We start from the raw sequence: 14,023 nt of genomic DNA on the forward strand, positions 1-14,023 counted from the left end.
TCCCCCTTCAAACTGACAAATCTATTCTTAATAAAAATTTAAAAAATCCATTCGAATTTACACTTTACTTTTCTGCTAACAATTCAGGACAATCTTTCCATGATTAGTATTTTCAACAAACCATTAGTAGATTATTAAAAAGATATTTTTCTATTATTAGTTAACTTTAAAATTCCAAACCTGCCCTATAGTTGTGCCTCCTTTTCCGTCTTTAACCACTACTTTCCAATAATAATTAGCTGCATTTGAAGCATTAACATCAAATGTTTTTAAAGTCAAATCGGAAGCCACTTTTTCGGTTGGTGAATTTGCTGTCCCAAAGTACACATCGTACTTTAAGACATCAGCTGCATCAGCATCGACTGCTGTCCAACTTAAAGTTATTGTTCCTTTCGTTTGGTTTGAATTTAAAACTGGGGTAACTAAAGAAGGGGCAAATGGCAAATGGTTAACAACACTCTCACCTTCAGTATAAAAAGTATTTACTGTAGAAAAACTACCTGAGGCATTTTTACTGTCTATCGCTTTGACCCTCCAATAATATAATTTTCCCTTTTCTAAAGTAATTTGTTTACTTAGGGTTGTAATAGTAGAGGAGTTTACATTTTGAGTAAACGCATTATCAGTTGCAATTTCCAATTTATAAGATATTGCATCATTTTGAGCATCGGTAGCAGCACTCCACTCAAAAGTGAGTACATTATTGATACAAACTAAATTATTAGTTGGATAGGTTAAACCGGGAGTAGTTGGTGCTGTATTAGTTGTTGATGCGGGATCTTCCGAGCCCCCATCGCCACCACTACTACAAGAAGAAAATACAACTAAACTTAAAATAAAAAGGCTTATTTTTTTCATCTTGAAATCTTATTTTTTTATAATTTTAATAGTCTCCAGCGGATTTGAATCAACTCTCACCAGATATATACCAGTTGCCTCCTTCTCGATATTGAGATGTACTTTCCCATTCTCAATCAAATAATCTCTTTTAGACAATAACTTACCGTCAATAGTATATATACCAATAGCAACTTTACTATCATTTGTTGGCAGATAGATATCAAATTCACCTGAAGTTGGATTTGGTGATGCCGTTGCAACATCATAAAGTGTAATTTTTTTCGAAAGAACCCCTTCGCACACCTTGGCAGTTGAAACCTCCAATAAATCTCCCGGAGCCACAGCAACTTCAAAACCTGTATTATTAGTCTCAAACTGTAGCTGACCATTAACAGACACCTGATAAGGTGCCGTACCTGACTGAATATCGACCTGCAACTTATCTGAGGTCACTACAGTTTTGGCAGTTATAGCAGCACTCTCAGGTACAACTACTGAATAACATTGCTCGAAATTTGCTTCGGCAACAGTGATACAGATATCATAGGTTTTGGGTTCTAAATTTGGCAATGATAAGGTCTTATTCGTAAAAGAATATACTATGCCGTTTACCTTTGCACTATAGGTATAATCCGCTGATGCAGTAATGGTAATTTTCCCATTATTCTTATCCGGACAACTTTCTCCAACACTCTCAATTACAAAATTATCATTAGCTAAAGTGAGCTGGGCAATTTCCTGAGCTGTCAACGCATAATTATATACTTTAAAGTCGTCCACTTTGGCATTCAATAAAGAATCTGAATACTGACTACGTCCTATATAATTGAATATAGGTTTAAAATCCAACGGACTTATATTGATAGTATTTGACGTTGCAACCAATTTACCGTTAACATACATACTTGCACCCGAAGCACTAAGAGTAACCGCCACGTGAGACCATTGAGAAGTAACTAACTGCGGTGCTTCTAAAACTTGTTCGGAACCACCATTCTTAATAGCGAAACGTAATTTACCAAAATCCGATTTAGCCGTTAAAAACATATACTGATCTGTTCCATTCCCAAAATCAAAAATGCGCTGCCATACATTTCCTCCATTATAGTAAACCCAAGCCGCAACAGTAATTTCCTTATGATTGGCTATATCGGATGAAAGCTGTACGAAATTCGTAGTTCCATCTAAAGACAATGCCTTAGAACCCACTTTTCCTGTAGAATAGGCGGCAGTCCCATACACAGCAGCATGATTTAAATTCACTGAAGAATCGGATAAATTATTCTCAAATTTTAATTCTTCCACCAATGCATTCTCTCCTGTTGCCGTTGCAGAAACCTCACTTGAATAAGCCGAACGATTCAAAGATTTATCGACCGTCTTAATTTTATAAAAATATTGTTTCCCAGTAAGCACTGTATTATCAACAAATGAAGTGGCTTTTACATTTCGTGCAATCGTATTATACTCTCCGCCGGCTGACTCGGCACGAAAAACAATATAACTATCCACATCAGCCTCAGGACTGGCAGTCCAATTTAATTTTACAGATACTGCCTGAGCGGTAGCTACTAAATTAGAAGGCACACTTGGCGCTACAAACTCTATTGGTGCATCTACAGGAAGGAAACGCCATTGCTGATTAAAACCGCCATTTTTTTCCCATTGAAAAATATTTGCTCCCTCGGCTGTACTTGCATTATCTACATCCAAACAATTTGCACTATGACGGCTACGAATATAAAACCACCCATCTCCTGCATAGTCAAGATACCATTGTTGATTTGCGCTTTTAACATTATCCCACACAAGAATATTAGCTCCATTATCCAATGAAAAATTTAAAACATCCGGAGACTTAGCACTATTCACATTCGCAAATGTAAAATAACTAAAATCACCTCCTATCCTTGAGTCAACCGGAGTCACATCCCATTGCTGATAAGTTCCGCCTGTGTTTGCACCTTGTTGAACATTCGCTCCACGGTCTATAGAAGCACCTGCCACTTCGATTACTTTTCCACTATTACGGTTTACCAGTTTATAGCGTCCATTAATTACCGGCTGAATATCTTCACCATAAGTAATATTGATAACCCGTTCTGCATTAGTTTGTCCATTCTGATAACTTCCAACTGTTCCTCCCGGCATTTCTAATACAAACTCACGTTGTGGTCCCTGACCATCATAATAGACTGCTCTATCTTTAGAAACATAACGATAGGTTGTAGTTGCAGCCTGACGCTCAGAAGTTCCTCCAAAAGCCTGAACTTTACCTTGAGGACTTCGATATACTGCTGCTGCTGTCCAATTAGGACGGTGTTCTGCATATCCTAAACGCACACCATTACTGGCTTTACAAAGTTCACCGCGTGCATATTCTGCCCATCCCCACCAAATACCTGTTTGCATACCATATTCTATCCCAACAATAGCATCCATAACATTATGCATCTCATCTGCGGTAGCATAATCGCCATTAGATCTAACTGTCTGAAAAAAATTAGCGTAAGTATCAAAACTACCTGCTAACTGATGCGTATTCCCTTCGGTTAACCCGGCAGGATTCAGGTAATTGTACCAGTACAATGCCTGATCATTATTAAGTGTATTACCTCCGGAAATACGTATTGCATCAAATCGGGATTTTTTTTTCAATTCAAGGATAATATTATAAAAATCCTGAATTGTACCTTGGCCCGTAGCTGAATAGTCCGGTTCGTTAAAAGGTGAAACCGTAACCACATTAAAACCTGCATCCTGATGCATCGCAGTTGTAACATCTATTAATTTAGCCCAATTTACAGCACTACCATTAAAATAAGAATTCACACTAGGATGATCTGAATTTAGAGCGACCTTAATGTTAGTACCAAAATTTCTTTTAATGATATCTATTCTTTTATTGGTATTGGTAAGTGCATCACCCTGTAATTGTAAATCATTAAGTAAAGGCTGTGTAGGCATAAAAGACGATCTTATTATGCTCACATTTTCTTTCCCCATAAAACGAGACCCCTTGATGATATTTGCTTCATCAAGCCAGGCTAAATCCAATCCCCAAACTACAGGTTTAGAAACACCTGTACCTTTAAAATCATACATTATGGTTCTATCAGTAGCCCGATAAGCCTGTATTTTATCAGCTGTACTTGCTGTCTGCGCATTAGTTTGAGTAATCTTGACTCCAAACAACAACAGCATAATTATTATAATAGTAGTTTTTTTCATCAATTTGGTTTTTAATTAATTATACCCCCTTTACAATAGCAAAGGGAGCATAAGTTTATTTAGTAATAAATTTTCAACCCTAACCTACAGTTTTGCCTCCTTTACCAGCTGTTACATTAACTTGCAATTATTATTAATGTCACTTGTACAGTTAGTATATCCTTATCCGGACACATATCTGATCCATTATTTTAAAAGATGTATATAATCTTCCAGTAAAAGCGGCCTAAAGCCCAGTCACTACAAAATTTATATTGTTAAGAATCTATCCTTTATTAGATTTAGAATCAATAAGGAATTACAATTCCATATCATGGTTCTTGTTAAGGTTTAGTGCGTAGCAATCTATTACACCTATTTTCAAAGGCATTTTTAAGATTCTGATTCAGTAAGATTCTGGTAAAAAAAACAGTTGAAATACTTTGAAGAAGTAGTAATTACAACTTTAAAAAAAATAAAAGCAGCACGATAACTTTCATTATTATGCTGCTTTTTAAACTACAGAGTCAAATTAATTATTCTTTTTAAATAAACTGAAAGATAAAAAATGACCATATCTTTGATCTCCCTGTGTTGTTGAAATCCCTAGTGTAATTTGTTGAGACTGGGTAATCGTAAATGTAATAACTGCACTTTCAGAATTCATGGTATTTACAATTCTTTTAAACCCTAAAGTTGCTGAATTTGTTTCAAGAGCTCCACCACTTGAATCAGGCATTACAGTACCCTTTGCAACTGCCAGATAAACATAATCAGCTGTGGTGTAACCACTATTAAGACCGCTTCCTGATGCTAATAAAGGAGCATTGAAAATATAAGTCCCTGCATCTAATGTTATAGTTTGGTATATTTTTCCGTTAGTAATTACCGGAGCACCCCAACCAGATTCTAAATTGATTGTCCCCGGAGGGTTTCCGCAACAACCACCGTCCCAGCCACCATAACCGCCGTGATTTTTACAAGCATCATTAGTCGTCCAATCGGCTAATGTACCCCATCTGCCTCCATCTGTTGAAGAAGTTAAAAACGGACGCTTATTATTTTTAATCAAATAAGTAAGATCGATAACCTGAGGATCTTTCGAAACAAAATCTGTGTAAAAAATATCTATCGCATTTTTAACCGGTAAAAACAAGGAACGTTGTTTAAATTTACTTCCTATTTTATAATTTGTCACCACCAGTTGATTTTGAGTAACAGGCACTGTTACTGTATGCTCTACGTTAGAACCATCTGTATAGACAATTTCAGTTGCAAAAGCTCCTGTAGTTAAATCCATTGTTGCAAAATCAATTGTAAGAGAGAAATCACTGGATAATTTACTGGTAACAATCTTTCTATCTGTTAAACTTGCCTGATAGCGGGCTCCATAAGTCTGAGCACTAACAGATTGAGACACTGAACCATTCCCTTTAGCATCAAAAGTTTTCACTTCAAAATTATAAATGTTTTCCGGTAGATTTTCTATAATTTTAGATACTGCATCAATTCCTGAAGTCCTGTTAATAGCTACCACAGCAGAATCTCTTTTAGAATTCCAATAGACTCTCAATTCAGAAACCTTAGGATCTGAAATAATAAGTCCCTCAACCTTTACTCTATCCCTACCGGGAAAAAACTTTAAAGAATCTATTTTACCTGTATAGGAAATTGGTCCTCCTTCAGTAAATTTCAAATACTCATCAGCATTTGTGCAAGAGAATATACTTAAAACAATTCCTAACAAAATGACTACGTATAATTTATATTTTAAAAATTTCATAATATTTAAATTTAAAAGTTAGGATTACCATATACATGTACTTCAGAAACAGCCATAAATTTACCTCCAATCCAGTTTTCTAAACATTCTATTCTAAGATAACGAACTGCTTGTTTATCCAAAGGTATCTCATAATCTGCACCATCTCTGGCCGCTAAAAGATCATCATTATTTTCCTGTCCATAAGGCAAACCTGACGGTTTCTTAATTTCATATTCGCCTAATAATGTCCAATTACTGTCGAGCGTACCATCATTTAAGGTATTGCTTCCCCATATTCTGAACTTTTTCATAGCACCTAAGTAATAGTACATTCTTTGACCTCCAATAGGCTCTGAAAACTGCCAAAGTCTTAAACGGCTTAACTTTGTTTTTGCACCAATATCAAAGGTCACCAAATGATTCCCTACATCAATGGTTCTGTCTGTAAAATAAGACCCCCAATATTCTAAAAACTGACCATCAAATAAATTAGAAACAGGATAAGCATTATTAATTGTTTTTGCATCATTAGCAAGATGAACTCCAACATAAGCCGATTTAGGCATTAATTGCTCAAACAATGGTTTTATTGTAGTAACCAGAGTATCAGTATAATTCAACCATTTATCTCTAACCACAATTGCAAATTCCTGATCTACTGATTCAAAACCTCTTAAACTTCGTTTAATTTCATCTACCGAAGTATAAATACTTGTACGAAGAGGTACCCAATCTCCCTGTATATTTTTTTGCATCACTAAAATACCTATTTCTTCTTTAGTAGGGTTAGCAGCTGTGACGCGTATACCTCCAAAATCAGGTTGGACATTCAATGAATCAAAAATATCAAAAATTGGTGCAGGACCTGGATTTACAGATACCACAACCGGTTTTGATTCCGTCTCACTATTGTTAACCGCATAAATCTTAACCTCAGTAGTAGATCCACCAGCAAAACCTTCTAAAAGTAAAGAATTAGAATAATAAGAAGCTTTAGCCTCCATTGGCGTTCCATTTTCCAGAGTATATCGGGCAACTACATACAACAAATCATCATCTGTTGGTAAAGTATAAGTCAATTTAGCTTTTCCTGGTAAATTCTGAATGGTAATATTTGTTACCACCGCTGGCTGATTAGAATTGTGCTCTAAAGGTTCAGGGCCTCGATCCTCGCTACAAGCTGCAAAAACAAAGGTCAAACACAACAATAATATGTTTATAGGGGATTTTATAATTCGTTTCATAATCTTCATTTTTATGATTATTACCAACCTGGATTTTGAATCAGATTAGGATTTCTAATAAGTGTTGTTTCTTCAATAGGCCAAAAATAATCTCTTGGAGCTACAAAACGTTGTTGACTTAAAGTGACTACCTGATAGTAATTAGCCTCTGTAATTCCATAAACATTCCAGCCTTTTACAGGTTCATTAAATTCCTGAGTTGCTTTTTTCCAACGTCTGATGTCCCAATAGTTTTTACCCTCAAAGGCCATTTCAATGCTGCGTTCTCTATGAATAATTTCACGCATACCGTCTTTTGTAGTATATTTAGATGGATTATTAGAAAAATTAGTCCAGGAATCTACCACGCCGCTTAATCCGGCACGAGTACGAATAGCATCTACATATTTCAATACTTCTGTTGTAGCGGCAGTTCCGTCAGCTTCATTAAGTGCTTCAGCATACATCAAATACAAATCAGCCAAACGCAATTCAGGCCAGGCGTACTCTTTATACATAGTTCCTCCTCCAAAAGTTTGATCCCAGTTTATCAATTTTTTAATATAATATCCTGTTACGTTAAAATCAAAAGCATCTGCACTTCCTGCATAATCCTGGTATTTAGCTCTAATAACTTCTTTTGTTTCATCAGAACCACTAGAAGATTTATAAAAAATAGCTCCGTCAAAACCTAAATCAGCATAAAAACGCGGCTCTCTGTTAAAATTTAAAATCGAAGTTCTGTAACCTTCTTTAATATTAAATTTATCAGCTGTAGTAGCTTCTTTCAACTCTGTAATATCTCCAAACGTCAATGTTTTATCTTCCTCAATAGGCACTCCATTTTTAGTATAAAAATTAGTTGCCGATTCTATTGTAGGCGAAAACACTTTTCTGGCTTGAGAATGTGATACCGTAGTTGCTAAAGGCATCATACAAAGTCGTTGTAATTCATAAGTACGGCTATTTGGGTTTGCCCAAATAACTTCGTCGTTCCAAGGTTCTGTTACTGCTTGTGTAATATTCAGTTTCGTTTTAGCAGTTTGAGAAATAGTAAATGCCACATTGTTTTTATAGAATATTTTATGCCCATTAGCTTCGGCAGCATCTATTGCTTCCTTTGCAGCATCGGCTGCTCTTTTCCATTTGGTGGCATCATAAACCGGATTAAACAATGGTGTTCCATCTTTAGCATTTAATCCTACCATATCTGAATTCCCATTAAATAATGGACTTGCAGCCATTAGTAACAACTCTGCTTTAATACCAAGTGCCACTGGTTTTGTAACTCTACCTAATTCATTTAGCCTGTCTGTAATCTGTGGAGGCAATGCAACAGCAGCTTCATCCAGCAAACTCACTAAATAATCAACAGACGAGTCAATTGGCTCTCTTGGAACCTGAATCTGATCATTTGATGCATCAATAGGAATATTGACACGAACAACTGGAATAGGTCCATACATGCGCATCAAATAATAGTGGTAATAGGCTTTTAAAAATTTTACTTCAGCTATCCATCTTAAACGCTCCCCTTCTTGTAAATCCGGCACTTTAGTTCTGTCTTCAACATTCTCCAGAAAAACATTGCAATGTCTGATACCATCATAAAGTGGATAACGATCTCCAGGACCAGCTCCCTGATAATTACCTTCCCAAGCATTCATATAAGTATTTGCTTTTCTTTGTGTACCTGTTGCAATATTAAACGCATAACTGGTAATCGCAGCACGATTAGGCGGTATCCATGTCTCGTCTCCTGCCAGCATTCCTATATTATATACTCCATCCCCATTTTTAGGGATATAGGCATAACAGGTATACAAATATTTTTTAGCTTCATTCCTCAATTTAAAAGCAGACTCAACTGTAGTAATGTTATCCGGAACTACATCCAAAAAACTATTTTCACATGATTCTAAACCGAACAAACAAAGTACTACCATTGACGCTCCAAAAACTTTTTGAATTTTCTGGAAACTCTTATTTACTATACTATTTTTAGTCTTCATACTTTCTATTTTTTAAAAATCAACTTTTAGTCCCAGATTGTAAACCGATTGAATTGGGTAACCTAAACCATTTCCTCCCATTTCCGGATCCCATAGTTTGAACTTACTCCAAACTGCAATATTGTTTCCGCTCAAATAGACTCTTAAACCCTTAACCCCTATTTTAGACATTAATTTTTCAGGAGCATTATAGCCTACTTCAATTGATTTTAATCTTAAAAAGGCTCCGTTACGCATCCACCAGGTTGATACCTGATTATTATTAGCCACAAATGTATTACTCAATCTTGGCCAAAAAGCGTATAAATCTTTATTGTTTTCAGACCAGTGATCCTGTGCTATAACATTCAATAAATTATTCTGATAAGAACCATTTAACACAAATGGCGCTATATTTTCCGGATTAATAAAAAAGGATGTACGTGCTACACCTTGAAAGAAAATACTAAAATCAAATTTCTTATAACCTACTGTACCTCCAAAACCATACACTATTTCCGGAGCAGTAGGACTTCCTATTGGCACCATATCTGCTGCTGTAATCTGACCATCTCCGTTTACATCACGGTATTTAATATCCCCACCAGTATACTCTTTTACATCTCCTGTTCCCGGTCCACCAAATTGCAATGGCGAATTCACAACCTCATTTTCATCAACAAACAAACGTTCGGCTATATAACCATAAGTTTGATTCCAACTTTGACCTATTCTTGAACGATAAGCCATACTTTCCGGATAATTAATCTCATCATACACTAACACTTTATTAGCAGCATACGTAAAGTTACCTCTTAACTGTGTGTACCAATCATTATTGAATTGTTTATTGTAAGTAACAGCTAGGTCTAAACCTTTGCTCTCCACTTCTCCAAAATTAGTAGCAGGAGTTGCCGTAAGTCCCATTGTAGCACCAATATTTTCTCTGGTTTGAAGAATATGAGTTCTATTCTGTTTGTAAATATCTACTACAAAATTTAATGACTTAAACAATTCCAAATCCATACCTAAATTGATTTGTTTTGACTTTTCCCAACCAATGTTATTATTGGCATAACGACTTACATAAACACCTGGGTTACTATCTGTATACTGCTCTCCAAAAGCAGCACCATAATTACCATCATTAATATTAACATTTGACAGATAGAAAAAACGATCATCAATATTTCCTATTTTATCATTACCCACTAATCCATAAGTAGAACGAATTTTAAAATTAGTCACTACATCTTTAATAGGCTCCCAAAATTTCTCATTAGAAATATGATAAGCTAAACCAAAGGAAGGAAAGAATCCATAACGATGTCCACTGGCAAATCGTTCTGATCCATTATATCCAAAATTAAATTCAGTCAAAAATCTATTATCGTAACCATAAGTAAACCTACCTGAAAGTCCCTGATTTCTGTTAGGAAGTGTTTTCGCAACATCTGACGGATTTACCCAAGCAGAATTAGCCTGTACATAACTGGATAATAAATTAATCAACATACCACTTACAGCATGCTTTTCATTAAAAGTTCTATTATAATTAACCGCAGTTTCAAGATAAATACGAGAATCTAATACTTTATCTCCTGCTACATAATCCAAAGTTTCTGATCCGGTTGTACCAAAACTTCCCTGACCACCCGGATTTATAACTGAGATTTCAAGTTCTCCGGTAACAGGACTTATAAAAGATTTATAATAAAATGGATTGTATTTTCTGGATTCATTGTAATAAGCATACCTTCTAACATATCCCATAGCTCGGGCACTAAGTCCCGGAGTTATTGCTTTTAAATCCTGTTGCAATTCAACCTGTGCCTGAATTGTAGAACCTTTTGAACTTTGATACCCACGAACCATTTCGGCATAAGGGTTGACCAATATGGCTCCATTATCTCCTCCTGTCAAGGCACCTCCAAATAACGGATGCTCAATAAAAGGAAGATAACTGGATGGATATACTTTAGGAAATGCCACTGGGTTAGACCACATGGTAAGATTAAAAATACGAGCTCCTCCACCGATAGGCCCATTATAATCATCAAACTGACCGTAAAGACGAATAATTCCTTTAGTAGTAGGAGTTAATGTCATATCTACATTAGAACGTAAAGAATAATTTCTTAATTTAATATTAGAATTAAAATTATTCAACCCATCCACTTTTAAAACACCGTTATCAACGTTGTAAGTACTCGCCACATAATATCTTGCTTTTTGTCCACCACCGCTAACACTAAAATTATAGCCTTGATTAACTGTATAATCTTTAATTAATTGATCAACCCAATTATTACTTGGATACAAATACGGATCATCCCCTGCAATGGTTCTGTCAATTTTATTTTGATCATATACATCACCAAGACGAGGATTACGAGTACGTGTAGCTTCATTAGCCAATCTCATATACGTAATATTATCAGCATAATTAAAATTTCTGGAATTAGACGACATTCTGGTTTCTGTCCTGAAATTGAATTTAGTGATTCCATCTTTACCCATTTTTGTAGTAATCAATACAACCCCATTAGCTCCACGAGCTCCATACACAGCAGCAGCAGCAGCATCCTTCAACACAGAAAAAGTATCGATGTCATCCGGCTGTAAACGTGCCATATCAGTTGTTGTAGATTCTATACCATCAATTAAAATTAATGGATTTGAAGCTCCTGAACCAAAAGTTCCTAAACCACGAATAAAAAAATTCGCATTATCGGAACCTGGCTCTCCACTTCTTTGATAAGCTATCATACCCGAAACTCTTCCTGCTAACATATTAGTCAAGTTACTGGTAGGCCCTTTCAGTTCTTTAGGATTAATAGTAGTAATTGAACTCACCATACTGGCTTTTTTCTGAGTTCCAAAACCAACAACAACAACCTCTTTTAATCCTTCTGAACTTGGTTTTAAATTTACTTCAAAAACGGATTTGTTTTGAATTAATACGTCTGTTGATTCATAACCAACAAAAGCTACTACTAATATTTTGTCTCCTTCATTGATCTTTAATGTAAATTTTCCGTCAAAATCGGTCATCACAACATTCTTAGTACCTTTTACAAGTACACTTGCTCCCGGAAGCGGCATTCCATTTTCATCAGTTACCTGCCCACTAATTGTTCTTTGTTGTTGTACTATTTCTAGTTTTGTTATACTTATAACATTAGAAGCATGTGCCTGAACCTGAGATAGAGAAACCAATACAGACAATAATGTAAGTTTCTTTTTTAAATCAAATTCTAAAACACTATGAGTCTTTTTCTTTATTTTAATAAAGTTTGTCATGTGTGGTTTTAATTTTTAATGGTTAGTTAAATTATTATCATCTATTACTAATACTATTCGTAGATGAAGTTTTAGAGTTTTTAAAAGGCTATTTCATATAATTAATAATTAGAATTAGTTAGTTAGCGTGTCTGTGAAAATATATTAGCAATTAACGAAATAAATAAATGTTTATTTAACACTTACAAAAAAGGACGTGCAACTCCTCAAATGTTTTTTACAAAACAAGTATTAATTGGTTTAACCAGATATTAACATATAATTCACATCACAAATCTAGCACAAGGCTCTTAGCTTAAAGAGGGGTGTTTTGGAATAAAACAAGGGGTAAATTTACTATCTCGACTATAAATAACTATATTATTATACTTATAATAAAAAAGTATCTAAAAAAATTAACACTAATCATTTTTTCAAGACATATAAAATACTTTAAATACGAGAGAAAATTCTTTTATTTACTAAATAAACGTTAAAAAAAGAGCTGCATTTCCTGATTGAAACACAGCTCTTTTTTTAAGTTAATTATAAAACTATTTCACAAAACGATACATCTCTGATGCTGCCAATAAAAAAGCCCCTACACCAAAATCGGCTGTTGATTTTTTATCGACTACCTGCCCGGGAATAGCTTTTTCACCTATAGGCTGTACATACCCCACAGCTCCATCGGCCTGCAATGCAACATTAGTTAAGTAATTCCATGATTTTTCAACCACAGGCAAATAGGTCTTTTTATCTAAAATACCATTATTGATTCCCCATAAATAACCGTAAGTAAAAAATGCTGTTCCGCTGGTTTCAGGTCCAGGAGCATGTTCCGGGTCTAAAATACTTCTGGTCCAATAGCCTTCTTTTTGTTGGGCTGCCGCCAATGACTTAGCCATATCTTTAAAGCGGTTGATATATTCGTTTCTATGCTTAGCATTCTTTGGTAAATCCTGGATAATTTTGGCATAGCCAGCAAAAATCCATCCGTCTCCTCTGGCCCAAAAGTCTTTTTTACCATTGGCACTCTTGTGTTTAGGATAAACATATTTGGCATCTCTAAAATACAATTTAGCCTCATCGTCATACATAATGCTATTGGCATGTGTTAAATATTCTTGTAATTTTTCAAGATACAATTCGTTTCCTGTCACCTTATACAACTTAGTCATTACCGGCATTACCATATACAAACCGTCAACCCACCACCAATAATCGTTAGCAGCAGTACTCATCTCATACTCCATTACCTCACGGGCACGCGCAATTTTATGAGCATCCTTTTTTCCTGTAAAATTGTACAAATCAATATAGGTTTGAAAACAAATCTGCCAGTCTCCGAATAATACATGCTTGTCAGTTTCGCCATAATTGTATTTCCATTCTGATTTATCTTGAGATTTGGCTCCCATCCATTGGTTTTTCTCTGCCCAGGACATCGAATAATCCAGGTATTTTTTGTTTTTGGTAATCTTATAAGCTTCCATATTCCCGGTATGATAAGCTGCTATATTCCAAAAAGAATTCCCAAGTTCCGGATGTGTATCCTGCCAGTGAGTATTTACTTTATCAATAATAGCAACAATCTCCTTTTTAGACTGGGGAATTACTGTTTTTTCTTTTATTGCACTGGTTTTACAACTAACGATTACTAAAGAAAAAGCAATCATCAGTGCATAAAATAAATTTCTAAAATTCATAAT

At 35.2% G+C, this 14,023-nt stretch carries 7 protein-coding genes; all 7 read right to left on the minus strand.

The window, feature by feature from the left end:
• Positions 1–156: 156 nt before the first annotated feature.
• The 7 genes from BLR17_RS01640 to BLR17_RS01670 all read right to left on the minus strand — a co-directional run bounded on the left by BLR17_RS01640 (position 157) and on the right by BLR17_RS01670 (position 14,020).
• Positions 157–858, minus strand: a complete 702-nt coding sequence (locus BLR17_RS01640; protein WP_066328299.1) for a SusE domain-containing protein — start codon at positions 856–858, stop codon at positions 157–159.
• Between the two features lie 9 nt (positions 859–867).
• A complete protein-coding gene (locus BLR17_RS01645) occupies positions 868–4,071 on the minus strand; it encodes a LamG-like jellyroll fold domain-containing protein (RefSeq protein WP_066328298.1) in 3,204 nt (1,067 codons plus the stop codon).
• Between the two features lie 511 nt (positions 4,072–4,582).
• Positions 4,583–5,833: a DUF4998 domain-containing protein gene (locus tag BLR17_RS01650; protein ID WP_066328297.1), complete on the minus strand. Its 1,251-nt coding sequence runs from the start codon at positions 5,831–5,833 to the stop codon at positions 4,583–4,585.
• 11 nt (positions 5,834–5,844) lie between these two features.
• Entirely contained in the window at positions 5,845–7,059 is a 1,215-nt protein-coding gene (locus tag BLR17_RS01655) for a DUF5000 domain-containing lipoprotein (protein WP_066328296.1), read from the minus strand.
• Positions 7,060–7,079: 20 nt separating this feature from the next.
• Complete coding sequence (locus BLR17_RS01660) at positions 7,080–9,050, minus strand: RagB/SusD family nutrient uptake outer membrane protein (protein ID WP_083189389.1); 1,971 nt, start codon at positions 9,048–9,050, stop codon at positions 7,080–7,082.
• A 12-nt stretch (positions 9,051–9,062) separates the two neighbouring features.
• Complete coding sequence (locus tag BLR17_RS01665) at positions 9,063–12,332, minus strand: SusC/RagA family TonB-linked outer membrane protein (protein ID WP_074517106.1); 3,270 nt, start codon at positions 12,330–12,332, stop codon at positions 9,063–9,065.
• Positions 12,333–12,865: 533 nt separating this feature from the next.
• Positions 12,866–14,020, minus strand: coding sequence for a glycoside hydrolase family 88/105 protein (locus BLR17_RS01670; RefSeq protein ID WP_074517108.1), 1,155 nt, complete (start codon positions 14,018–14,020; stop codon positions 12,866–12,868).
• Positions 14,021–14,023: the final 3 nt, after the last annotated feature.

This window comes from Flavobacterium glycines, from assembly GCF_900100165.1.
Lineage (GTDB): Bacteria > Bacteroidota > Bacteroidia > Flavobacteriales > Flavobacteriaceae > Flavobacterium > Flavobacterium glycines.

Excerpts from the sequence above, each read along its gene's own strand:
- BLR17_RS01640 (WP_066328299.1), bottom strand. The coding sequence starts at position 858 with ATGAAAAAAATAAGCCTTTTTATTTTAAGTTTAGTTGTATTTTCTTCT.
- BLR17_RS01645 (WP_066328298.1), bottom strand. The coding sequence starts at position 4,071 with ATGAAAAAAACTACTATTATAATAATTATGCTGTTGTTGTTTGGAGTC.
- BLR17_RS01650 (WP_066328297.1), bottom strand. The coding sequence starts at position 5,833 with ATGAAATTTTTAAAATATAAATTATACGTAGTCATTTTGTTAGGAATT.
- BLR17_RS01655 (WP_066328296.1), bottom strand. The coding sequence starts at position 7,059 with ATGAAACGAATTATAAAATCCCCTATAAACATATTATTGTTGTGTTTG.
- BLR17_RS01660 (WP_083189389.1), bottom strand. The coding sequence starts at position 9,050 with ATGAAGACTAAAAATAGTATAGTAAATAAGAGTTTCCAGAAAATTCAA.
- BLR17_RS01665 (WP_074517106.1), bottom strand. The coding sequence starts at position 12,332 with ATGACAAACTTTATTAAAATAAAGAAAAAGACTCATAGTGTTTTAGAA.
- BLR17_RS01670 (WP_074517108.1), bottom strand. The coding sequence starts at position 14,020 with ATGAATTTTAGAAATTTATTTTATGCACTGATGATTGCTTTTTCTTTA.